This window comes from Streptomyces sp. R44, assembly GCF_041053105.1.
GTDB lineage: Bacteria > Actinomycetota > Actinomycetes > Streptomycetales > Streptomycetaceae > Streptomyces.
In genome coordinates this window covers 1,497,308-1,518,715 of record NZ_CP163444.1, presented here as the reverse complement: position 1 = coordinate 1,518,715, position 21,408 = coordinate 1,497,308, and the positions used below count along the sequence as shown (strand labels likewise).

The 21,408-nt window shown below is 73.4% G+C and carries 28 protein-coding genes; 15 read left to right on the top strand and 13 right to left on the bottom strand.

From position 1 onward, the window contains the following. Positions 1 to 22 precede the first annotated feature (22 nt). Positions 23 to 814: a CPBP family intramembrane glutamic endopeptidase gene (locus AB5J54_RS07085; protein WP_369149244.1), complete on the top strand. Its 792-nt coding sequence runs from the start codon at positions 23 to 25 to the stop codon at positions 812 to 814. Positions 815 to 902: 88 nt separating this feature from the next. Here the strand turns inward: AB5J54_RS07085 and AB5J54_RS07080 are convergent, their stop codons facing one another. After that, positions 903 to 1,712: a PhzF family phenazine biosynthesis protein gene (locus tag AB5J54_RS07080; protein ID WP_369143044.1), complete on the bottom strand. Its 810-nt coding sequence runs from the start codon at positions 1,710 to 1,712 to the stop codon at positions 903 to 905. Positions 1,713 to 1,832: 120 nt separating this feature from the next. Between AB5J54_RS07080 and AB5J54_RS07075 the strand changes: the two genes are divergently transcribed. Continuing rightward, positions 1,833 to 2,189, top strand: coding sequence for a hypothetical protein (locus AB5J54_RS07075; protein ID WP_369143043.1), 357 nt, complete (start codon positions 1,833 to 1,835; stop codon positions 2,187 to 2,189). Here AB5J54_RS07075 and AB5J54_RS07070 read toward each other — a convergent pair. The 3 genes from AB5J54_RS07070 to AB5J54_RS07060 form a co-directional block, all read right to left on the bottom strand. Further along, complete coding sequence (locus tag AB5J54_RS07070) at positions 2,167 to 2,661, bottom strand: N-acetyltransferase family protein (RefSeq protein ID WP_369149243.1); 495 nt, start codon at positions 2,659 to 2,661, stop codon at positions 2,167 to 2,169. The two genes, AB5J54_RS07075 and AB5J54_RS07070, sit on opposite strands and share 23 nt — an antisense overlap. Before the next feature lie 91 nt (positions 2,662 to 2,752). Beyond that, positions 2,753 to 3,472, bottom strand: a complete 720-nt coding sequence (locus AB5J54_RS07065; protein ID WP_369143042.1) for a GNAT family N-acetyltransferase — start codon at positions 3,470 to 3,472, stop codon at positions 2,753 to 2,755. 13 nt (positions 3,473 to 3,485) lie between these two features. Further along, positions 3,486 to 4,220 carry a TioE family transcriptional regulator gene (locus AB5J54_RS07060; RefSeq protein WP_369143040.1) on the bottom strand — a complete coding sequence of 245 codons (735 nt, stop codon included), beginning with the start codon at positions 4,218 to 4,220 and terminating at the stop codon, positions 3,486 to 3,488. A 69-nt stretch (positions 4,221 to 4,289) separates the two neighbouring features. Here AB5J54_RS07060 and AB5J54_RS07055 point away from each other — a divergent pair, with 69 nt between their 5' ends. Together AB5J54_RS07055 and AB5J54_RS07050 are read left to right on the top strand one after the other, a co-directional pair. Further along, positions 4,290 to 5,495, top strand: a complete 1,206-nt coding sequence (locus AB5J54_RS07055) for an erythromycin esterase family protein (RefSeq protein ID WP_369143039.1) — start codon at positions 4,290 to 4,292, stop codon at positions 5,493 to 5,495. Between the two features lie 109 nt (positions 5,496 to 5,604). After that, a complete protein-coding gene (locus AB5J54_RS07050; protein WP_369143038.1) occupies positions 5,605 to 6,228 on the top strand; it encodes a PadR family transcriptional regulator in 624 nt (207 codons plus the stop codon). A 63-nt stretch (positions 6,229 to 6,291) separates the two neighbouring features. Here the strand turns inward: AB5J54_RS07050 and AB5J54_RS07045 are convergent, their stop codons facing one another. Together AB5J54_RS07045 and AB5J54_RS07040 are read right to left on the bottom strand one after the other, a co-directional pair. Beyond that, a complete protein-coding gene (locus tag AB5J54_RS07045) occupies positions 6,292 to 6,720 on the bottom strand; it encodes an SRPBCC family protein (protein WP_369143037.1) in 429 nt (142 codons plus the stop codon). Positions 6,721 to 6,789: 69 nt separating this feature from the next. Beyond that, positions 6,790 to 7,014 (bottom strand): hypothetical protein, encoded by a 225-nt coding sequence (locus tag AB5J54_RS07040; protein ID WP_369143036.1) that lies wholly within the window; start codon positions 7,012 to 7,014, stop codon positions 6,790 to 6,792. A 196-nt stretch (positions 7,015 to 7,210) separates the two neighbouring features. Between AB5J54_RS07040 and AB5J54_RS07035 the strand changes: the two genes are divergently transcribed. The 3 genes from AB5J54_RS07035 (at position 7,211) to AB5J54_RS07025 (ending at position 9,985) form a co-directional block, all read left to right on the top strand. Then, on the top strand, positions 7,211 to 7,795 hold the full coding sequence (locus AB5J54_RS07035; RefSeq protein WP_369143035.1) for a Clp protease N-terminal domain-containing protein: 585 nt from the start codon (positions 7,211 to 7,213) through the stop codon (positions 7,793 to 7,795). 41 nt (positions 7,796 to 7,836) lie between these two features. Then, positions 7,837 to 8,844 carry a DMT family transporter gene (locus tag AB5J54_RS07030; protein ID WP_369143034.1) on the top strand — a complete coding sequence of 336 codons (1,008 nt, stop codon included), beginning with the start codon at positions 7,837 to 7,839 and terminating at the stop codon, positions 8,842 to 8,844. 175 nt (positions 8,845 to 9,019) lie between these two features. After that, positions 9,020 to 9,985, top strand: a complete 966-nt coding sequence (locus tag AB5J54_RS07025; protein WP_369143033.1) for a DMT family transporter — start codon at positions 9,020 to 9,022, stop codon at positions 9,983 to 9,985. Positions 9,986 to 10,033: 48 nt separating this feature from the next. On the opposite strand, the gene AB5J54_RS07020 is transcribed toward AB5J54_RS07025, so the two are convergent. Both AB5J54_RS07020 and AB5J54_RS07015 read right to left on the bottom strand, forming a co-directional pair. Beyond that, positions 10,034 to 10,678: an FMN-binding negative transcriptional regulator gene (locus AB5J54_RS07020; RefSeq protein WP_369143032.1), complete on the bottom strand. Its 645-nt coding sequence runs from the start codon at positions 10,676 to 10,678 to the stop codon at positions 10,034 to 10,036. Positions 10,679 to 10,711: 33 nt separating this feature from the next. Then, complete coding sequence (locus AB5J54_RS07015; protein WP_369143031.1) at positions 10,712 to 11,419, bottom strand: pyridoxamine 5'-phosphate oxidase family protein; 708 nt, start codon at positions 11,417 to 11,419, stop codon at positions 10,712 to 10,714. A 35-nt stretch (positions 11,420 to 11,454) separates the two neighbouring features. On the opposite strand from AB5J54_RS07015, the gene AB5J54_RS07010 reads away from it, so the two are divergent. The 3 genes from AB5J54_RS07010 (at position 11,455) to AB5J54_RS07000 (ending at position 14,138) form a co-directional block, all read left to right on the top strand. Next, a complete protein-coding gene (locus tag AB5J54_RS07010; RefSeq protein WP_369143030.1) occupies positions 11,455 to 12,789 on the top strand; it encodes an aminotransferase class I/II-fold pyridoxal phosphate-dependent enzyme in 1,335 nt (444 codons plus the stop codon). 204 nt (positions 12,790 to 12,993) lie between these two features. After that, entirely contained in the window at positions 12,994 to 13,857 is an 864-nt protein-coding gene (locus AB5J54_RS07005; protein WP_369143029.1) for an oxaloacetate decarboxylase, read from the top strand. Next, positions 13,854 to 14,138 (top strand): hypothetical protein, encoded by a 285-nt coding sequence (locus tag AB5J54_RS07000; protein WP_369143028.1) that lies wholly within the window; start codon positions 13,854 to 13,856, stop codon positions 14,136 to 14,138. Before AB5J54_RS07005 ends, AB5J54_RS07000 begins: the two co-directional genes overlap by 4 nt. A 76-nt stretch (positions 14,139 to 14,214) precedes the next feature. Here AB5J54_RS07000 and AB5J54_RS06995 read toward each other — a convergent pair whose 3' ends face one another. After that, a complete protein-coding gene (locus AB5J54_RS06995) occupies positions 14,215 to 14,403 on the bottom strand; it encodes a hypothetical protein (RefSeq protein ID WP_369143027.1) in 189 nt (62 codons plus the stop codon). Then, positions 14,400 to 15,416 (bottom strand): DMT family transporter, encoded by a 1,017-nt coding sequence (locus AB5J54_RS06990; protein WP_369143026.1) that lies wholly within the window; start codon positions 15,414 to 15,416, stop codon positions 14,400 to 14,402. Before AB5J54_RS06990 ends, AB5J54_RS06995 begins: the two co-directional genes overlap by 4 nt. Positions 15,417 to 15,529: 113 nt before the next feature. Between AB5J54_RS06990 and AB5J54_RS06985 the strand changes: the two genes are divergently transcribed. Then, positions 15,530 to 16,432 carry a LysR family transcriptional regulator gene (locus AB5J54_RS06985; RefSeq protein WP_369143024.1) on the top strand — a complete coding sequence of 301 codons (903 nt, stop codon included), beginning with the start codon at positions 15,530 to 15,532 and terminating at the stop codon, positions 16,430 to 16,432. Positions 16,433 to 16,441: 9 nt separating this feature from the next. Here AB5J54_RS06985 and AB5J54_RS06980 read toward each other — a convergent pair whose 3' ends face one another. Then, entirely contained in the window at positions 16,442 to 16,909 is a 468-nt protein-coding gene (locus AB5J54_RS06980) for a pyridoxamine 5'-phosphate oxidase family protein (protein WP_369143023.1), read from the bottom strand. Positions 16,910 to 16,985: 76 nt separating this feature from the next. Between AB5J54_RS06980 and AB5J54_RS06975 the strand changes: the two genes are divergently transcribed. Continuing rightward, positions 16,986 to 17,693, top strand: coding sequence for a cysteine hydrolase (locus tag AB5J54_RS06975; RefSeq protein ID WP_369143022.1), 708 nt, complete (start codon positions 16,986 to 16,988; stop codon positions 17,691 to 17,693). Here the strand turns inward: AB5J54_RS06975 and AB5J54_RS06970 are convergent. Further along, positions 17,680 to 18,078 carry a Rieske (2Fe-2S) protein gene (locus tag AB5J54_RS06970; RefSeq protein WP_369143021.1) on the bottom strand — a complete coding sequence of 133 codons (399 nt, stop codon included), beginning with the start codon at positions 18,076 to 18,078 and terminating at the stop codon, positions 17,680 to 17,682. The genes AB5J54_RS06975 and AB5J54_RS06970 overlap by 14 nt on opposite strands. Positions 18,079 to 18,230: 152 nt before the next feature. Between AB5J54_RS06970 and AB5J54_RS06965 the strand changes: the two genes are divergently transcribed. Further along, a complete protein-coding gene (locus tag AB5J54_RS06965; RefSeq protein WP_369143020.1) occupies positions 18,231 to 19,265 on the top strand; it encodes an AraC family transcriptional regulator in 1,035 nt (344 codons plus the stop codon). 103 nt (positions 19,266 to 19,368) lie between these two features. Further along, on the top strand, positions 19,369 to 19,977 hold the full coding sequence (lepB, locus tag AB5J54_RS06960) for a signal peptidase I (RefSeq protein ID WP_369143019.1): 609 nt from the start codon (positions 19,369 to 19,371) through the stop codon (positions 19,975 to 19,977). A 3-nt stretch (positions 19,978 to 19,980) separates the two neighbouring features. Here lepB and AB5J54_RS06955 read toward each other — a convergent pair whose 3' ends face one another. After that, entirely contained in the window at positions 19,981 to 20,583 is a 603-nt protein-coding gene (locus AB5J54_RS06955) for a TetR family transcriptional regulator (protein WP_369143018.1), read from the bottom strand. 135 nt (positions 20,584 to 20,718) lie between these two features. Here AB5J54_RS06955 and AB5J54_RS06950 point away from each other — a divergent pair, with 135 nt between their 5' ends. Then, the gene (locus AB5J54_RS06950; RefSeq protein ID WP_369143017.1) at positions 20,719 to 21,405 is read left to right on the top strand and encodes a cholesterol esterase; all 687 of its coding nucleotides are present in this window, start codon (positions 20,719 to 20,721) and stop codon (positions 21,403 to 21,405) included. Positions 21,406 to 21,408 lie beyond the last annotated feature (3 nt).

Below are 21,408 nucleotides of genomic sequence, written 5' to 3'. Positions count from 1 at the left end.
AGGTGTGGTGTCGGAGCAACGACTGAGGGACGGTTCCCTGCCCCCCGACGGCCTGCCGCGCGGCGTGCTGCGCTCCGAGACGCTCATCGTGCTCGCGCTCTCGCTCGGGGCGAGCGGGGTGTCGGCGCTCATCAGCTTCATCGGCTCGCTCACCAAGCCGGGGGCGCTGAAGGAGCAGGCGGCGACGCTCAACGGCTCGTACGCTCCCGGGCGGCCCTGGCTCGACCTGACCTGGCAGCTCTTCGGCATCGCCACCGCACTCGTGCCGGTCGTCCTCGTCGCCCACCTGCTGATGAGGGAAGGGCCGGGTGTGCGGGGGCTGCGGGCCATCGGCTTCGACCGGAGCCGGCCGTGGTCCGACCTCGGGCGCGGGGCGCTGGTCGCGGCCGGGATCGGGAGCGCGGGCCTCGCCTTCTACCTCGCGGCGAGGGCGTCCGGGTTCAACCTGACGGTGGTGCCCGAGGCGCTGCCCGACGTGTGGTGGAAGTACCCGGTGCTCATCCTCTCGGCGATCCAGAACGCCGTCCTGGAGGAGGTCATCGTCGTCGGCTATCTGCTGCGGCGCCTCGGCCAGTTGGGGTGGTCGCCGATGGCCGCGCTGGTGGCGAGCTCGGTGCTGCGCGGCTCGTACCACCTCTACCAGGGGATCGGCGGCTTCCTCGGCAACATGGTGATGGGCGTCGTCTTCGTGCTGCTCTACCGCCGCTGGGGGCGGGTCGGGCCGCTGGTCGCGGCGCACGCGCTGCTCGACATCGTGGCCTTCGTCGGGTACGGGCTGCTGGCCGGGAAGGTGGACTGGCTGCCGACCGTGTGACGGACGCGGGACGTGGGAGACGGGGTGCGCGGCCCGGTGGGCCGCGCACCCCTTCCCGTACGTCTCCGTACGTCGCTCTCTTCGTGCGTCAGACGCGCAGGTCGCCCTCGATGACCGTGACGGCGTGGCCGTTCAGGAGGGTGCGGTCGCCCCGCAGGCGGGTGCGGACGTGGCCCGTACGGGCGCCGCCCTGGAAGCCGGTGAGCTCCTCGCGGCCGAACCGGGCCGACCAGTACGGGGCGAGCGCGGTGTGGGCGCTGCCCGTCACCGGGTCCTCGTCGATGCCGACGGCGGGGAAGAAGCCGCGCGAGACGAACTCGTAGCCACTGTCGGGGTGTTCGGCGGCGGCGGTCGCGATGATGCCGCGCGTGGAGAGGACCTTCAGGGCGGCGAAGTCCGGGGCGAGGGAGCGGACCGCGGCCTCGTCGCGCAGCTCGACGACGAGGTCGCCGATGTGGGCGGCCGTGTCGTGGACGGCGACGATCTCCGCGCCGAGCGCCTTCTCCAGACCCTCGGGGACGGGGACCGGGGTGAGGGAGGAGGTCGGGAAGTCCATCGTGATCGTGCCGTCGGCCTCGGCGGTGGTGATCAGGAGGCCGCAGCGGGCCGCGAAGCGGACGGTGCCGCTCGCGGTGCCGGTGCTGTGCAGGACGTGGGCCGTGGCCAGGGTCGCGTGGCCGCACATGTCGACCTCGGTGGTCGGGGTGAACCAGCGCAGGGCCCAGTCCGCCTCGCCACCGGCGGGCAGCGGGTGGGCGAAGGCCGTCTCGGAGAGGTTGACCTCCGCGGCGACCTTCTGGAGCCAGGCGTCTTCGGGGAAGGAGTCGAGGAGCAGGACCCCGGCCGGGTTGCCGGAGAAAGGCCGGTCGGTGAAGGCGTCGACGATTCGGATGCGCATGCGACCGACCGTACCGGGGGAGGAAAACCGCGGGCCAAGGCCAATCGCGGAGAACTGGACCCGTCCCTGTCCGCGTCGGCCTGGCGGGTCGTGCGGGGGCGAGTGCGCCGGGGGGCTTCGATGATGTTCGGGTACGGGGACGAGTGGTGGGCGCTGCTGTTCTACCCGGTGCTGCTGTGGGTGCCGTTCGGGCCGTTCCTCATGGCCGCGACGGGTGTGTGGTGCGCCCGGAGGCACGGTCCGTGGCCGTGGCTGTGGACGGTGCTGCTGCCGCTGCTGCCGGTGGGGGTGTCCGCGACCGCCCTGGTCCTGCCCTGGGACCAGCCGACGCGGACCGAGGACCTCGTCGGCTACCTCCTCGTGTACGTCCTCGGGATCACGGTGCTGCCGTGGGTGCTCGGATACGGGATCACCCGGGTCGTGCGTGCCGTGCGGGCGCGTCGTGGCGCCGGGGTCACAGGGGTGTCAGGACCATGAGGATCTCGTCGCGGTCGTCGTCGGCGGCCAGGCGGAGGGCTGCGGGCCAGCGGCCGATCTCCCGCCAGCCGAGCCGGCCGTAGAAGTCCTCCAGGCCGATGCCGCCGCGGGCCGCGAGGCGCAACTGCTCCAGGCCCATCTCGTCGCGGGCGATCGTGCGGGCGTGCCGGACCAGGCCCGCGCCGATGCCCCGGCCTCGTACCGCGAGGCGGGTCTGGACGTGGTGCAGGGTGCCCCAGTGCGCGACCAGGCGGAAGAGGTCGCGGCGGAGGCACAGCCAGCCCGCGAGGGCGCTGTCGACCGTGGCGACCACGAGACGGCTGCTGGCCGGGTCGAGTCCGGTGACGATGCGGTCGACCGCGGCGGCGACCTCCGCCGGGTCGACCGGCGGGAAGGGGAACCCGGCCGCTCCGCCCGCGTCGCTCACCTCGGTCCAGCAGTCGGCGAGGGCCGGCGCCAGCCCGGCGGGCAGCGCCTCGGGGGAGGTGAACTGGGTGAAGAGCGGGGCGGTGTCCTTGGTGATCACCGCAGGAGTGTCGCAGACGCTCGTGGCGCCGGCTCTTTCAGGCGAGCTCCAGGGAGAGTTGGGCGCCCAGCTCCTCGAAGCCCAGGGCTGCGGCGACCCGCCGGGAGGCCGGGGGACGCGCGCGCCACTGCGGCAGGAGTCCGGCGGCGAGGGCGTGCGCGACCGCGGCCGAGGCCGCCGTCCGCGCGAGCCCGCGGCCCCGGGCCTGCGGTGCCGTCAGCACGCTGATGTGGGCGGTCCGGCGCGGCCAGCCCTCGTATCCGGCGGCGGCCACGACCCGGCCGCCCTCACGGACCACGAACGCGGGGGAGGTGATCTCGTCCAGGGAGGCCTCCGCGGAGTCCTCCTGCCCGGCGGCCGCTTCGAGGGCGCGCAGGGCCGGATGGCCGGCGGGCAGCCGTTCCACCGGCGAGGGACCGGTGACCGGGCGGAAGCCCTCCGGGGATGCGTACGCCAGGGTCGCGGGTCCGAGCGTCCTGGCCACGGGCAGGACGTCACGGACGGAGGCGGCGTCCACAAGCGCCTCCACCGGAAGGCCCGAGAAGGCGGTGCGCACGGTCGCGGCGGTCTTCTCGCTCGGCACGGTCACGATCGCCGATCCGGCGAGGGCGACGACGCCGACCCATCCGGACGGGCACAGGCGTGATTCGGGCGAAACGATCACGCTGACAGTGCCCCCGGGTGTGAACGACCGTGCTGCCCCGGCCAGTTCCTCCCAGAGCTCGCGGGCTTCGCGTACGAGGTCTTGTGTCGGCATGGCGCTGATCCTGTCAGGCGGGGCGGTCTCCGTCGCGTTCGCGGAGGTACGTCTCCAGCTCCGCGGCCCCCGTCAGCAGCGCGCGGCCGCGGGCCGACAGGCGGCCCTGCCAGTCGGTCAGTGTGGCCTCCAGGGGTGCCAGGCCGCCCGCCGTCCGTACATGGGCGAGCAGTGGTGCGATCCGCTCCAGCGGGTAGCCGCCGCGCCTGAGTTGGTGGGCCAGCCGGGCGTCCCGCACGGCGGCTCCGTCGTACACGCGGTACCCGGTCCTCGGGTCTCGGTGCGGGTGGACCAGGCCCGCCTCCTCCCACTTGCGCAGGGTCGCGGGGCGGATGCCGAGCCTCCTCGCCAGCGGGCCGACGAAGGTGCCGCCGCGCTCGGGCGGCGTCGTGGGCTCCCGGTCCAGGTCACGGAGGGCGTCCTCCACGGCGCGGAGGGTCCGTCGGTCGTCGAGGAGCTGGGCGTGGCTCTCGTCGATCAGTCGGAACGCCTCGTCGACCGTCCCGTCGTTCACGGCCCGCATGATCGCCGTCGCCGTCGGGTGTCCATGGCCGGGCAGCAGGGCCAGGAACGCGCGCAGGGCCCCGGCGTGCAGCGGGGTGTACGTGCGGTAGCCGTGGGGCGTGCGAGCGGCGGCCGGGAGGATGCCGGCCTCCTCGTAGTTCCTGACCGCCTGCGTCGAGAGACCGTGCTCGCGCGCCAGATCCACCGGCCTGAGCCGCACCTCGCTTTGAAGGTTTTTCCCCATGAGAGCGACAGTATCGCGGGTCGCTCGCGAAAAAGTCTCCACCGAATGTTCAACGATAGCGTGGAAGGCATGGCGACTGACATCAAGGACACCACCCATCCCGTCGACGCTGCCTCCGTCCTGGGGCTGCTTCCGTCCCGGCCCCGACTGCTCGCCCTCGGCGAGCCCACCCACGGCGAGGACACCCTGCTCGAACTGCGCAACGAGCTCTTCCGGCAGCTCGTCGAGCAGGCGGGCTACCGGACGATCGCGGTCGAGACCGACTGCCTGAGGGGCCTGGTCGTGGACGCGTACGTCACCACCGGGACCGGGACTCTCGACGAGGCCATGAAGCACGGATTCAGCCATGGCTGGGGCGCCTCCGCGGCCAACCGCGAACTCGTGCGCTGGATGCGCTCGCACAACGAGGGCCGGCCCGCCTCCGAGCACCTTCGCTTCGCCGGATTCGACGGCCCGCTGGAGATCACCGGCGCCGAGAGCCCCCGGCAGGCCCTCACCGCACTCCACGGATACCTCGCCGCCCACGTGGACGCGGACCTGCTTCCCTGTACCCCGGACACGCTCGACGAGCTGCTCGGCGGCGACGGCCGGTGGACCGAGCCCGCCGCGATGATGGACCCGGCCCGGTCCGCGGGGCGGTCCGCCGAGGCCGGCCGGCTGCGGCTGCTCGCCGACGACCTGGCGGCGCTCCTCGACGAACAGCGGCCGCACCTGAGCGCGGTGAGCCCGCCGGAGGAGCTGGACCGGGCGCGCCTGCACGGCCGCACCGCGCTCGGTCTGCTGCGCTACCACCACTGGATGGCCGACACCTCGCCGGCCCGCCTCGCCCGGCTGGTGGCCGTACGGGACCGGATGATGTCCCTCAACCTGCTCGCGCTCGCCGACCGCGGCCCGACCTTCGCCTACGCCCAGAACGCCCACCTCCAGCGGGAGAAGAGCTCGATGCGGATGGGCGGGCGGCCGCTGGAGTGGTGGAGCGCCGGTGCGCTGGTCAGCGCACAGCTCGGCGAGGAGTACGCCTTCGTGGCGATGGCCCTGGGCACGATCCGGCACCAGGGCGTGGACGCGCCGCCGCCGGACACCGTCGAGGGGCTCCTGTACGCCCTCCCGGAGGACAGCCGCCTCGTCGACGTGCGTCGTCTTGCCGCCGTCCTGGGCGATGCGCGGCCCGCGCCCCGCGTGTCCCCCTGGTTCGGCTACGCCTCGTTCGACCCGGCCCATCTCGGGGCCTGCGACGGGCTCGTGTTCGTGAGGGACGTTCTTCCGCGGCTCTAGCGCCTTCGTGCGTGACCGATCGGTCGGGTCTTGTTCGGTGAACAGTTCCGATATATCGTTGAGCCATCGCGACAGTTCGACGATGATTCTCGATGGAAGGAGCGTTGCGATGCGTTCACATGGACACGAGTACGGAAACGGACACGGCCACGGTCGTGGAGGCTGCGGCCCCGGTCCTCGGGGGGACTTCGAAGGGCGGCGTGCGGCGTTCGGGCCGTTCGGGCCCGGGTTCCGCGGTGGGCCGTTCGGCGGGCCCTTCGACCGGCCCGGGCGCGGCGGCGGCGGCCGGGGGCGGGCGCGGCGCGGTGACGTGCGCGCCTCGATCCTGGCGCTCCTGAAGGACCGCCCGATGCACGGCTACGAGATGATCCGCGAGATCGGCGAGCGCAGTGAAGGGGCCTGGAAGCCCAGCCCCGGCTCGGTCTACCCGACCCTCCAGCTGCTGGAGGACGAGGGGCTGATCACCAGCGCGACCGAGGGTGGCAAGAAGCTGTTCACGCTCACCGATACCGGGCGCGCCGAGGCCGACGAGGGCCCCGAGGCGCCGTGGGAGGAAGCCGGGCGCGGGGTCGACTGGGACGCCGTGAACGAGATCCGGCAGGCCGGCTTCGGTCTGATGGAGGCGTTCGGGCAGGTCTGGAAGACCGGCACCCCCGAGCAGCGGCAGAAGGCGGTCGCCGTGATCAACGAGGCCCGCAAGAAGCTGTATCTGATCCTCGCCGACGAGCACTGAGATCCACCGGAAGGGCCCCGCGACCGTCGTCGCGGGGCCCTTCCGTCTTTCCGGCGGTACGGGTCAGGCCACCAGGCCCGAGAGCTTGCGCAGGGACTCGGTCAGTGCCGCCGTCGCCGAGTCCTTGAGCTTGCCCGCCATCAGGGAGACCGCCGCACCGGTGAACTCCCCGTCGATCCGCACCGTCGTCGCGTCCCCCTCCGCCGTCAGGGAGTAGCGCGTTCCGACGACGACCCCCATCGGGCCCTTGCCCCTGATGGCGAACGCCCGCTCGGCCTCCAGCTCCTCCACCGCCCACAGCACCTCGGCGGGGAAGCCCATCAGCTTCATGTTCTCCGTGAAGGTGGCACCCGCCTCCAGGGCGGCCGGGCCGCCGTTCGGGAAGCTGGTGTGGGTGGCGTTCCACTCGCCGTACGAGGAGAAGTCCGTGAGCCGCGCCCAGACCTTTCCGGCCGGCGCCTCGATCCGTGCCTCCGCGCTGACTTCGGCCATGAGACCACCCCTTCACGCGTGCCAACTGGGTTCCGGTGTCGCGGAACGTAGCGGGGCGGCCGTGAACATTCAATACTGATGAACCGTCAGTTCTGCTGTCGCCGGTCCCGCGCCGCCGCCGATCCACCAGATCTCGGCCGCGTCGAAGCTGTCGGAGGCCCGTGGTGCCCCGTCCTCCTCGTGGCAGTGGAAGGCCGCCCAGAACAGATCGGCCGGCAGCGCGTCCCGGGGTGCGTACACCCGGTACACGTACTGCCGCCCGTCGCGTGAGGGCAGGGCCACCATCCAGAACACGCTCGGAAGACGTCCAGGAAGGGGGTTGTGGTTGCGAGAGGGGCGCAAAGCAAGGCGGCGCGCGCCTCTCGGGGTCGATGCGCGCGATCTCATCCGTAAGGAGGAGGAACCGCGCGCGCGTGCCCAACTCCGGTGGGATGCGGACATGCTTCTCCCCGGTGATGTTCCGGCCGTCCGGGCCTGATGAGGTGGGAGGGTGCACCATCCCGTCCCGCGCCCTCAGCCGCTCCCGTCCTCCGTCGCCCCGCGCGCGGAGCTCGCGCCCTTCCTGACCCCGTCGCTCGCGACGGTGGTCTCGGGTGCGCGCCGCAGAGCCCTCAGGGACGGCGACCGTCAGATCGACACCGCCCACCTCCTGCACTCGCTCGTCGAATCCGACCCCGAGGTCGGCGCCGCCTTCGAGGGCGGCCATCAGCCGGCCCGCGTCCTCGGCTACCTCGTCCAGCGGTCCATCGGCTACGGCCTGCGCTGGCAGCGTACGGAGGAGGAGTCGGCGGTCCGGCGCCTGCTTCCCGCCGCGCGCGGTGCCGAACCCGCCGGCACCCGGCCTTCCCCCTGGTCGCCGGCCGCTGCCGCCGCCCTGGAAGCCGCCTTCCGGCGGGCCGCCGAGCGGGGCGAACCCCAGGCCCGCGGCCTCGATCTGCTCGCCGCCGTCGCCGCCGATCCCGAGAGCCGGGCCGTCGAGGTGCTGCGCCGCGCGGGGGTCGAACCGGCCGCGCTGGGCGCCCGTGCCGCCGCCCTTCTGGCCGCCCGCGACGAGGAGCCGTCTCAACAGGTGTAACGGGGGTTACGCCCCTGACGGCGTCCTGTCATGATGGCCCGATGCACGCGTCTCAGGGGAGAAGCGCCGGCCTGGGACTCGCCCTGGCCTCGGCCTTCGCATTCGGTGGTTCAGGAGTGGCGGCCAAGCCGCTCATCGAGGCGGGACTCGACCCGCTCCACGTGGTGTGGCTCCGGGTCGCCGGCGCCGCGCTCGTCATGCTGCCGGTGGCCTGGCGCCACCGCGACCTGCTGCGCCGCAAACCGGCCCTCCTCGTGGGCTTCGGCCTGCTCGCCGTCGCCGGAGTCCAGGCCTTCTACTTCGCCTCGATCTCCCGCATCCCCGTCGGCGTCGCCCTCCTCATCGAGTACCTCGCCCCCGCCCTCGTCCTCGGCTGGGTCCGCTTCGTCCAGCGCCGTCCCGTCACCCGCGCCGCCGCCCTCGGCGTCGTCCTCGCCGCCGGCGGCCTCGCCTGCGTCGTGCAGGTCTGGTCCGGGCTGAGCTTCGACCTCGTCGGCCTGCTCCTGGCCCTCGCCGCCGCCTGCTGCCAGGTCGGCTACTTCGTCCTCTCCGACCAGGGCGCCGACGAGGCCGAGCAGGCGGATCCGCTGGGCGTCATCGCGTACGGACTCCTCATCGGCGCGCTCGTCCTCACGCTGGTGGCCCGGCCCTGGGGCATGGACTGGGGCGTCCTCGGCGGACGGGCCGACATGGACGGGACCAGCGTCCCCGCGTGGCTGCTGCTCGGCTGGATCGTGCTGATCGCCACCGTCCTCGCGTACGTCACCGGCGTCATCTCGGTGCGCCGGCTCTCCCCGCAGGTGGCCGGTGTCGTGGCCTGTCTGGAGGCGGTCGTCGCGACCGTCCTGGCCTGGATCCTGCTCGGCGAGCACCTGGACGCGCCGCAGATCATCGGCGGTGCCGTGGTCCTGGTCGGGGCCTTCATCGCCCAGTCCTCGACACCGAAGGCACCCCCGAGCGAGCCGGTGGCCGGCTCCGGTCCGGCGACCGGAGCGGACGGGTCCACGGAGCGGGACGCGCAGTTGCCCGCCGGTCGGACCGCCTCGTAGGGTGCCGACCATGCATTCCACCGTGCTTCCGCCTCCCGTCGCCTAGCGCGCGCGGAGACTCTCCTCGACGAAGACCGGGCTCGGCCGGCGATTCCTCGCCGCCGAGCGGTTCGTCGCTGCCCGCGCGCGGAGCCCAGCGACCACCTTTCACTCCTGTCTTCCACGGAGAACTCACGTGTCGAACTCCTCGGGATCCGCCCTGTCCGTCGGGCGGAGCCTCCTCTATCTGATCGTCGCCGGCATCGCCTGGGGCACGGCCGGCGCCGCCGCCTCGCTGATCTTCCGCGTCAGCGACATGGGCCCGCTCGCCCTCTCCTTCTGGCGCTGCGTCGGCGGCCTCGCCCTGCTGCTCGGCGCGCTGGCGCTGCGGCCCCGGCGGGCGGCCGCCCGCACCGAGCCGGAAGCGCGCGGCCGGCGGACGGCCCGCATCCTCGGCACGGGCATCGGTCTCACCGTCTTCCAGAGCGCGTACTTCGCCGCCGTCGAGGCCACCGGCCTCGCGGTCGGCACCGTCGTCACCCTGGGCGCGGGACCCGTCCTCATCGCGATCGGGGCCCGGCTCACCATGGGGGAGCGGCTCGGCCGCGGCGGGATCGCCGCGGTCGCCGGAGCGCTCGCCGGACTCTTCGTCCTCGTCCTCGGCGGCGGGGCCGCGGAGGTACGTCCCCTCGGCGTCGTCCTCGCGGTGGTCTCGGCGGCCGGATACGCGGCGATCACCCTGCTCACCCGGTGGCTCGGCCGTGACGGCGGCGGTACGGACGCCCTGGCGACGACCACCTGGGCCTTCGCCATCGGCGCGGTCGGGCTGCTGCCGGCGGCGCTCGCGGAGGGGCTCGTCCCGCACACCGACGCGCCGGTGAGCGTGGTGCTGCTGCTGGTGTACGTGGCGGCGGTGCCGACCGCACTCGCCTATGCGCTGTACTTCGCCGGGGCGGCCGTCGTCCGGGCGGCCACCGTCTCCGTGATCATGCTCCTGGAGCCGGTGAGCGCGGCCCTGATCGCGGTCTCGCTGCTCGGCGAGCGGCTCACCGCGGCGATCGTCCTCGGCACGCTGCTGCTGCTCGCCGCCGTGACGGGCCTCGCCCTCGCGGAGGCGCGGACGGCGATGGAGGCGCGCCGGCGGGAGCCGGTGGCGGCGTAGGAGATCCGCGGTGGGGGCGGGTGTTCTCATAACCCGCCCCCACCGGTCTCATCCGTTCGTACGGCGGCGCCGCTGGTGGGCCAGGGCGTTCAGGTCGCCGGGGCCCGCCCGTTCGGCGAGCCGCTCCGAGATCCGGTCCTGGACCTCCTGGGGCTTGTTGCCCGCGTACTTGAACTTCGCCCGTACGTCGGTCACCTCCAGGCTCAGCACCCGGATGCCCGGCAGCATGCGGCCGAACGGGGCCTCGCCCGGGGCGACGGACGCGGTGCCGCCCTCCGGCTGGAAGTGGGCCACCTGGCGGTTGAGCAGCGCGGCCTTCTCCGCCGGATCGTCGACCACGCGCGCGGTGCAGCGCAGTTGGACGGCCGCGTAGTACGAGGTCGGGGTCCCGTGCTCGGACGGGGCGCCCTCGGGGGCCGTCCAGTGCCCCGGCACGTAGACGTAGTCGTCCACCACGCTCAGGAGCACCGTCGGGCCGGCCTCCAGGGCGCGCCAGAGCGGGTTGGGGCGCGCCAGGTGGGCCAGGGCGCGGCCGTACGGGCCGGGCTCGGGCTCGTACCGGAAGTGCAGCGGCTGCACCCACGGCGGCTCGCCGGCCAGGCCGTTGACGGCGAGCTGGCCGAAGTCGTGCCGGGAGAGCCAGTCGCGCCACTCGCCCTCGTCATGTGCGGCGTCCCAGGGGTGGATCAGCATCGTCGGTCCGTCCTTCCTGTGCGGGGCGCCGGGTCAGAGCGCGGTGAGGTAGGAGGGCAGGGCGACGGACGGGTCGAGGTCGTCGGACGGGACCGGGGTGCCGTAGCCGCCCTGGACGGGGATCACACCCGACCAGTACGGGAGGCCGAGGTCCTCGGGGTCGTCGTTGGGGCCGCCGGTGCGGACCTTCGCCGAGACCTCGTCCAGGTCGAGCCGGATCACGGCGGTGGCGGCGATCTCCTTGGCGTTCCCGGGGCGCGAGTCGGCGGAGCGGCCGGGGACGACGTGGTCCACGAGGGCGTCGAGGGCCGTCCGCAGCTCGTCCGGGTCGGTGACCTGGTGGGCGGTGCCGTGGACGACGACCGAGCGGTAGTTGAGCGAGTGGTGGAAGGCGGAGCGGGCGAGCACGAGGCCGTCGACGTGCGTCACGGTCAGGCAGACGGGCAGACCGGGGGCCGCCACGCCGTCGCCGGCCGCGCGCAGCGGCCGCGAGCCGGTGGAGCCGTGGACGTAGAGCCGCTCGCCGACCCGGCCGAACAGCGTCGGCAGGACGACCGGCGCGCCGTCGCGGACGAAGCCGAGGTGGCAGACGTAGGCCTCGTCGAGTATCGAGTGGACGAGGTCCTTGTCGTACGAGGCGCGCTGCCGGGAGCGCGTGGGCACCGTGCGGTCGGTCGGCGTGTAGGTGTCGCTCGGCGCGGACGTGTCGGGAGTGGTGCTCGTGTCGGCGGCGGCGCTCATTGCGTACTCCATTGCGCTAGTGCATAATCTTGTTTGTGCTAGGAGAGTATCGGATCGAAGGTCGTCGCGCATCGGACATCGCCGCCAGCGTCGAGCGGGGCGTGGGCGCGGGCGCGCTGCAGCCCGGCCAACTGCTGCCGCCCATGCGGGAATTGGCGCTCACGCTCGGTGTGAACCCGAACACCGTCGCCGCCGCCTACCGCACCCTGCGCGAGCGCGGGGTCATCGAGACGGACGGCCGGCGCGGCAGCCGGGTGCGGCCGCGCCCCGCCACGACCGCGCGCGGCTCGATCCGCGTGGAGGCCCCCGCCGGGGTCCGGGACGTGGGCAAGGGCAACCCCGACCCCACCCTGCTGCCACCCCTCGGCGAGGCCTTCGCGGAGGTCGCCCGGCGGTACGCCGAGCGGCCCGGGATGTACGGAGAGGCCCCCGTCGACGAGGAGTTCGGCCGCCTCGCCCGCGCCGCCTTCGACGCGGACGGCGTGCCCGCCGGGCCGATCGGCGTCACCTCCAGCTCCCTCGACGCCGTCGAGCGGGTGCTCGCCGCCCACCTCAGGCCCGGTGACGCCGTCGCCGTCGAGGACCCGGGCTGGGGCAGCCTCCTCGACCTCGTGCCCGCGCTCGGGCTGCGCCCGGTGCCGGTCGCCGTCGACGACGAGGGCCCGCTCCCCGAGGCGGTCGAGCGGGCGATCCGACAGGACGGGGCGCGGGCCGTGATCGTCACCGACCGGGCGCAGAACCCGACGGGGGCCTGTGTCACCGAGGACCGGGCCCGGGAGCTGCGGCGCGTCCTCGCCGCGCACCCCGGCGTGCTGCTCGTCGAGGACGACCACGGGCACGGCTTCGTCGCGCAGCCCCTCCACCCGCTGGCCGGCGTCACCGACCGCTGGGTGCTCGTCCGTTCGGTGGCCAAGGCCTACGGGCCCGACCTGCGGATCGCCGCCTTCACCGGCGACGCCGAGACCGTCGACCGGGTGCTCGGACGGCAGCGGCTCGGCCCCGGCTGGGTCAGCAGGCTGCTCCAGCGGACCGTCGCCCACCTCTGGGCCACGGGCGCGGTGGACCCGGCCGTCGTCGCCCGCGCGTACGGCAAGCGGCGCGACGGGCTCGTGCGGGCCCTGGCCCGGCGCGGCGTCGAGGCGCACGGGCGGGCCGGCATGAACGTCTGGGTGCCGGTATCCGACGAGACCGGCGCGGTGGCCCGGCTGCTCGCCTCGGGCTGGGCGGTCGCACCGGGCGCCCGCTTCCGGATGGACGCGGGGCCGGCGATCCGGCTCACCGTCTCGGGCCTCACCGCCGCCGAGGTCGAGGCCCTGGCCGAGGCGGTGGCGGGGGCGGTGGGGCCGGCGCCGGCGCGGAGCTACGGCTAGAGCCCGTCTGCCCTGGGGGGCAAGTCCGTTCCTCACCAGTGACGTTTCTCTGGTGAAAGCGCTACGCCGGGAGAGTGAGTAAAGCGCCCGTACAGCGATGTTCGTCCTTGGTTCAGGAAATCATCAGGTTTTGGTAAAGCCCCGCCGTGTTGCGGCGGTTCTTCACTCATGCCGTGTTTTTCCGAAATGACCAGGAGTCATACCTTGAGCTATGGAAGCAGTCTGCGCGAGGCCGTCGCGGCGCCCGGGACGACCCCGCTGATCGGTGTGTACGACATGTACTCGGCGTCCGTCGCCGCCGACCACTACGACGGGATGTTCGTCTCGGGGTTCGGCTTCGCCGCCTCGTACTACGGGCTCCCGGACATCGGCTTCATCGCCTGGCCGGACATGGTGGCCTTCGTGCAGCGGCTGCGCGGCGCGTTCCCCCGCCACCACCTGCTCGTGGACATCGACGACGGCTACGTCGACCCCGAGGTGGCCTGCCACGTCGTGGAGGGCCTGGAGCGCATCGGCGCCTCGGGCGTGATCCTGGAGGACCAGAAGCGGCCGCGCCGCTGCGGCCACGCGGATGGCAAGCAGGTGCTGCCGCTCGACGAGTACCTGGCCAAGCTGAAGATGGTCCTCGCCACCCGCCGGGACATGGTCGTCGTGGCCAGGACGGACGCCACGGACGAGGCCGACATCCTGCGGCGGGCGGAGTGCCTGGCCGCCACCGACGCCGATGTCGTCCTCGTGGACGGCGTACGCAGCGTCGAGTGGATCCACCGGATCCGCGAGGTGGTCGGCGGCAAGCCCCTGCTCTTCAACCAGATCGCCGGAGGGAAGTCTCCGCGGCTCTCGCTCGACGAACTCTCCGAGCTCGGCGTCGACGTGGCGATCTACAGCACGCCCTGCCTCTTCGCGGCGCACGAGGCGATGGACTCGGCGCTCGTCGAACTGAAGCGGGCCAACGGCCGGCTGCCGTCCTTCGACCCCGAGACCGGTGTCGGGGTCGCCGCCTCGACCCGGCTCCTGGAGCGGAACATCGCCCGCCACCAGACGGCCCCCGAGCGGGTGGGCGCATGAGCCCGGTGATCCCGCGCCAGGGAACGGGGCCCGGCCTCAGGGCGCCCTTGAAGGCGCTCGGTCTGGCCGCGACCCTCCTCGCCACCGGCGCCGCGCCGGCGGCGGCCGGCGGCAGCCTGCTGACCGTCATCGACAACTCGCACGCCGACTCCGTCGTGGAGATCGACCGGGCGGCCAACGTCCAGTACGGCAGCAGCGGCACGGCGGGGAGCGATCACGACGGCAGCGCCGTCGACGCCCTCCAGACCCTCTTCGGAGGGGCGCGATCGGGCGGCGACTGACGACCGGCGCACACGGAACGGCCGGACACCGCCCTCGTGGTGTCCGGCCGTTCCCGTGCCCCGCCGCTCCGCGCGGTCAGTCCTCCAGCAGGTCGGGGAGGCCCTGCTCGTCGAGCTCGACGGGCTCCGGGCCGTCCAGGGGAGCGATGGTCGCCACGGCTCCGGCGGTGGCGGGGGCCGCCTGCGCCGGGCCGGCGAAGCCGAGGAAGGCGCCGGTCACGGCCAGGGCGGCGAGGAGGGTGCGGGGGAGTGAGGTGAGGTTCATGCCCGGGGAACGATCTTGTCCGCGCGGGGGTCACGGAGAGTGACACGGGAGAGGGAGAGGCGCCCGCCGCCCGAGGCGCGCACGCCCGCCGTTCGGGTGGAGCCGCGGGTCTGGGTGAGCGCCGCGCCCGCCAGGACCACGAGCGCGCCGACCGGGGTGTTCCAGGTGAGGCGCTCGTCCAGGAGCGCGACGCCCGCCGCCGTGGCGATGACCGGGATGAAGTACGTGACCATGGCGGCCGTCGTCGGGCCGACCTCCGCCACGACGCCGTACTGGAGCAGCATCGCGTACCCCGTACCGAGCGCGCCGAGCGCGATCACCGCAAGGAGCGGCATCAGTTCGACCGACTCCGGGACCGAGGTGAACAGCGGGGTGACCACGGCCAGTTGCAGGGTCGCCAGGCCCACCTGGGATCCCGCGAGCGAGAGGTTCGAGGCGCCCGTGCCGCTCAGCGTCCTGCGGACGTAGATCCAGCCGACCGCGTAGCTGAACGAGGCGAGCAGGGCGAGGGCCGTGCCGGTCACGTCGAGGCCGGAGAAGCCCTGCCAGGCGCCGAGCACGGTGAGCACGCCGATGAAGCCGATGCCCAGACCGGCCGCGCGCACCCGGGTCGGGCGGTCCTCGGACAGCGCCACGAGCGAGAGGACCATGCCCCAGAGCGGGGTCGTGGCGTTGCAGATGCCCGCCAGGGTGGAGGGGATCGTCAGCTCCGCGTACGCGAAGAGCGAGAACGGCAGGGCGTTCAGGAGGAAGGCCGCGACCGCCAGATGGCCCCAGACGCGGGCCCCGCGCGGCAGCCGGTCCCGCTTCACGACGATCGCGACGGCGAGCACCGCCGTACCGAACAGCAGCCGCCCGAAGCTGACCTGGAGAGGGGCGAAGCCGTCCGTCCCGACCTTGATGAAGAGGAAGCTGAAGCCCCAGATGAGGGCGAGGGCGCCGAACCGGACGCGCCAGTCGAGCAGGCGGGAGGAGGGGGCGGGGGACGGGGAGGGCGGGGCTGCGGGGCTCATGCACTCAGGGTGACGGGAGCGATGTCTTAGAACAAGCGAGAATTCCTCGACCCCTCCCCTTAGAATCGCTTACATGTCGAACCTGGAGCGGGCATGGTGAACCTGGAGCGGACATGTTGAACCTGGAGCGCCTCCGCACCCTCGACGCCCTCGCCCGGCACGGCTCGGTCAGCGGCGCTGCCGACGGCCTGCACGTCACCACCTCGGCCGTCTCCCAGCAGCTGTCCAAGCTGGAGCGCGAGGTCGGACAGCAGCTCCTCGCCAAGAACGGCCGGGGCGTGCGGCTCACCGACGCCGGGCTGCTCCTCGCCGAGCACGCGGCCCGGATCCTGTCCCAGGTCCAGATGGCCCAGGCCGACATCGAGGCACAGCGGGGGAGGGTCGTGGGCGAGGTACGGCTCGCGGCCTTCCCGACGGCGGCGCGCGGACTGTTCCCCACCGCGCTCGCCGCACTGCGCGCCGGCCACCCCGAACTCCGCGTCCGCACGGCGGAGCTGGAGCCGGAGCCCGGCGTGCGGGCGGTCCTGCGCGGCGACGCCGACCTGGCGATCGTCCTGGACTGGAGCAACAAGCGGGCGCCCGTCCCCGGCGGCCTGGAGCGCGCCCACCTCCTCGACGACTCCGCCGACGTCGCCCTGCCCGCCGGGCATCCGCTGGCCGGCCGCGAGGCGGTGGACCTGGAGGACTTCGCCGACGAGGAGTGGGTCTCCTGGCCCGAGGGCGAGTTCTGCCACGACTGGCTGATGTTCACGCTGCGCTCGCAGGGCATCGAGCCGCGCATCGGGCACTTCGCGGGGGAGCACCACACCCAGCTGGCCCTGGTCGCGGCCGGGCTCGGAGTGTGCGTCACGCCCCGGCTCGGCCGTCCGGTGCCGGACGGGGTCGTCTTCGTGCCCGTACGGCAGAAGGTCCGGCGCCACATCTACGCCACCTGGCGCGGCGACGCGGGCCGCCGCCCCTCCGTACGGGCGGTCGTCGCGGCGCTGCGGGCGGCGGCGGAGCCGCTGGCGAGCTGAGGCCCTGGTTCAGAGGCCCGCGAGCTTGCGGAAGTCCCAGGACGCGATGGCGTCCGGGGTCAGCCGGAGCCAGGCGTGCCGGCCGTCGTGCGGCATGGCGTCCAGGCCGAAGTTCTTGGCGGCGAAGAGCTGCTCGGGCACGTCGAGTTCGGGGCACGGCTCCCCGGTGCGCGGCGCCTCGCCGACGAAGACGGCCGTCCCCGACAGCTCGACTCCGCGCAGCTCGCCGTACTCCTCGCCGTCGTCCACCACGACCGCGATCCTGGGATCGGCGCGCAGCTCCGCCCAACGCCGGCTGCGGGTGATCGAGTACAGCCACAGCGAGGAGCCGTCCCAGACGAACCAGAGCGCGCTCACGTGCGGACGGCCGTCGGCGGAGACCGTCGCGACCCGGCAGGTGCGCTGTTCGGCGAGGAAGGAGTCGAGCTCGGCCGGGGTCATCATGATCCGGCGTCCGCGGCGCTGTGCGACGGTCATCGTCCGCACCCTTCTGGATTTCTGATGAGACGTCAGAAAGCATGGGGGTCCCACCGCGCGCATGCAAGGGGAGGCCATGGGTCAGAGTCCGAGAGAACGGCTCGGGGAGCGGATCCGCCCGGACGGCGGCGTCGTCCTGCTCACCGTCGAATGCCAGCAGGGGGTCGTCGGACCCGACAGCGCCCTGCCCGAACTGGCCGCCGTCGCCCGCGCGTCGGGCGCCCTGCGGAACGTCGCCCGGCTCGTCGCCGCCGCGCACGCGGCCGACGTCCAGGTGATCCACGCCGTCGCCGAGCGGCGCCCCGACGGGCGGGGTGCCAACACCAACGCCCGGCTCTTCACGGCCGCCGCCCGGCTGCCCGTGCAGCAGCACAGCGGCAGCAGGGCCGTCCGGATCGCCGAACCGATCGAGGTCGCCGACGAGGACCTGGTCGTCCGGCGGCTGCACGGACTCTCGCCGCTCGCCGGCACCGACGTCGACGCGCTGCTCCGCAACCTCGGCTGCCGCACGCTGATCGTCACGGGGGTCTCCGCCAACGTGGCCGTGCCCAACGCGGTCTTCGACGCCGTGAACCTCGGCTACACGGTCGTCGTGCCCGGCGACGCCATCGCGGGGGTGCCGGCCGACTACACCCCCGCGATGATCCGCCACACGCTCGCACTCGTCGCCACGATCACCACGACCGACGAGGTGCTGGGTTGCTGGAAGGCCCCCAGGGGCGCCGGGAGTTCCGGGCGCCCCGGGGGCTCCGCGACCTCGGGCGGTGCCGTCAGCCGGGGCTGATCTCCTCGCCCACCACCTGGATCGGCTCGGGCGGCAGCGGCGAGGGCGCCGGGCCGGACTTCACGCTGCCGTCCGAGATGTCGAAGTGGCTCTGGTGGCACGGGCAGACGATGACGCCGTCCTTGATGCTGCTCACGGCGCAGCCCTGATGGGTGCACTTCGAGGAGAAGGCCTTGAACTCGCCGGCCTTCGGCTGGGTGATCACCAGGCCCTTGTCGGCGAGGATCTTCCCGCCGCCCACCGGGATGTCCCCGGTCCGGGCGAGCGTGCCGCCCTCCGCGGCGGTGTTCTTGTCGTCCGCGCCGCCCCCGCAGGCGGCGAGCGCCGCCGCCAGGCCCGCGCTGCCCGCCGCCGCGACCACCGTCCGGCGTGCCACTCCGCTCATCTGCTGCCCCTCTTTCCTCGGTGTGCTTGCTGCACGGGTGACGGTACGGCTGTGAGCTGTGTCCCGTTCACAGGATGCGTACTTCGAGCGCCTTACAGTTCTGAGTAGAGTGTCGGAACCTGGACATCCTTCGATGAAAGTGTCTAGCTTCGGTGAACTCGTCGGTCAGCACGCATCACGTACGGGCCGTACTGCTCGGCGCCGAGCGGCGCGGAGTGGCTCCCGGTCCGCTCCTCGCCCGCGCCGGACTGCCCGCCGGGCTCCTGGAGGAGGAGCACCGGGCCCGGGTCCCCGCGGAACAGTTCGGACAGCTCGTCAGAACGCTCTGGGCCACCCTCGACGACGAGCTGATCGGCTTCGGCGGCGCGCCCAGCAAGGTCGGGACCTTCGCGATGATGGCCCATGTCGTGGTCCACGGCAGCCGGGACCTGCGCGAGGCGCTCCGGCGTGCGCAGACCTTCTACTCCCTCTTCCCCGCGGGGCCGCGCTTCCGGCTCCTGGAGCCCGGTGCGGGCGGGGCGGGGGCGCTCGACGAGGCGCGGATGGAGTTCGACGTCTCCGGATACGACGACCCCCTCCACTTCGGCGCCGAGTCCACCGTCCTGGTGGCGCACCGCTTCGCCGGCTGGCTCGTCCGGCGCCGGATCGGCCTGCGGCGGGTCGAGTTCGTCCACCCCGAGCCCCGGCACGCGCGCGAGTACGCCCTCCTGTTCGGTGCGCCCTGCGTCTTCGGCGCGGAACGGACGGCGGCCGTCTTCGACCGGGCGGACCTCGACGAACCCGTCCTGCGGGACGCGGCCGCGCTCAAGGTCTTCCTCCGCCGCGCCCCGGTCGACGTCCTGGTCTGCGCCGACCACGGCAGTACGGTGACCGGCCGGGTGCGGCACCTGATCGGCCGGGCGCTGCCCGCCGGGCCGGTGCCGACGCCCGAGGAGCTGGCCGACCGGCTGTCGGTCAGCCCGCAGACCCTGCGGCGCCAACTGGCCGCCGAGGGAACGACGTACCAGCGGCTCCGTGACCAGGTGCGGCGCGACCACGCCATCGCCGAACTGACCGGCGGCCGGGTGTCGATCGAGCGGCTCTCCCGGCAGCTCGGCTTCTCCGAACCCAGCGCCTTCCACCGGGCGTTCAGGCGCTGGACCGGCGAGACGCCCCGGTCCTATCAGACGCGCGGTCAACAACCCTGAGCGGTACGGTCACAGCCGCCGCCCGCCACCCGGCCTACCTTCCCGCCATGACCGAAATCGACCGGTCCGGCGCCGTACGGCCGCCGGACCGCACCCGACGCCGATGAACCCGCGCCGGGCGGCCGGCGCCGTCCTCGGGACCGGTGTCCTGCTCTGCCTGCTCGCCGGCGTCGCCGTCACGGCCCTCGGTGTCCGGGTCGACGGCACCAGCATGACCCCGACCCTCCACCAGGGCGACCGGATCCTCGTCGCCCCGGGCTCGGCGGGCCGGGCGAACCGGTTCGACGTCGTGCTGCTGCGGGCCACCGGGAAGGACACCCTCCTGGTCAAGCGGGTGATCGCGCTGCCCGGCGACCGGGTCGCGATCGTCTCCACGCCGGACGAGCCCTTCCAGGTCCTCCTCCAGGAGGGCGGCCGGGGGCCCGTACGACGGGTGGTGGCGCCCCAATGGGCGGCGCAGGCCCACCGTACGGGCGCCTGCTGCGGTCCCGACGGCACCCGGTCGGCACGGTCCGAGCTGCGGACCGTGCCCGCGGGGGCGTTCTTCTACCTGGGGGACAACCCCGATCTGTCGGACGACTCGCGGGCGTACGGCTGGGGGGCGCTCGACCGGGTCGAGGGCAGGGTCGGCGTGCGGGCCTTCCCCGTCTCCGCCTCGCCCGACATCGGCAACCGGCCCGTCCTGGAGGAGTACCGCGGGCCGGGTCCCTGACGGTTATCCGGGGATGGTCTCCCGGCCGGTGCTCAGGGCGACCCTGACCACGGTGTCCGCGATGCGCCGGGCCGACTCCTCCGGCGAGGGGCCGGCCTGGACGATATGACTGGCGGTCAGCCGGACCGCCGCGTCCACGGCCAGTTCGCGCGCCACCGGATCGATGGTGGGCCAGGCCTCCGTGACGTACGCGTCGGCCATCGCGGTCGCCAGGTCGAAGGCGGCGGCGGACCGGGTCGTGAGGTACGAGAGGAGTCCGTCCTCGCCGGTGCTGGTCAGCATGGCCTTGACCAGCGGATTCCGGCCGGCCAGCGTGAGGGTGAAGCCGACGGCGGCCTCGACGGCCGCGCGCAGGTCGTCCCGGTGCGCGTCCAGGCCCTGCTGGATGCCGACGAGGCAGCGCTCCAGCTCGCGCTGGAAGAGGGCCTCGCCGACCGCCTCCTTGGAGGGGAACTCCGAGTACAGCGTCTGCCGGCTGACGCCGACCGCGCCTGCCAGGTGCGCCATGCGCAGCTTGTCGAAGCCGCGGTCGGCGACCGCCTCGTACGCGGCGTCGAGCAGCCGCTCGCGCAGCAGTGTCCGGACCGTCTCCCTGAACCGTGGCATCGGCCAAGACTAGACCAGGGGGAAATCTCCGCAGGATTGTCAGAAGTGTTGACACTTCTCCTTAGAGTGTCCAATTCTCGAACAGGGAGCCGCAAAGTGTCATTCGACGCCGGCGGCACGACGGTTGGAGATCACATGCAGCACGAGACCAGAGGCGTCACCCGCTGGCGCAGATCGGCGTTCCTCGCCGTTCCCGCGACGGCCGCCATCGCCGCCATGGCCACGGCCATGGTCCAGGGCGCGCTCGCCGCGAACCTCTCGCTCACCAGCGTCCCCTTCACCCTCAGCTCCAAGACGGTCGCCGCGCCCCAGGGCATCGGCGCGGTCATGCACACCATCGACGCCGGCGGGGCCAAGGGCGCCGCCGAGGTCGGCATCGCCAAGGCGGGTCTCGACGGGATCTGCGTCCACGCCACGCAGTCGGTCAACCTCCCGGTGATCGGCAGCCTCGGCACCTGGTCCCTCAACATCTCCTCGCCCGCCGCCGCGACCCCGCTCACCAGCGACCAGCTCGTCGCCGGTGCCGGGCTCCAGGCGAACAAGCTCGTGCTCGACGCGCAGGCCCTCAAGGCCGCCACGGCCACGCTCAACGCGAGCGACACCACCCCGAACGTCATCGGCGCGGCCGCCGACGGCTCCGGGATCAAGGGCACCGGCATCAACGACGGCACCCCGGGCCAGTTCGGCCTGGACGCCACCGGCGGCCGGACCGACATCAAGAACCTCAACGCCGACGCCAACGGCGCCACGATCGCCGGCGCGATCACCCTGCCGGACCTCGCGATCGGGATCGCCCACGGCGACAAGACCTGCGGAGCCTGATCG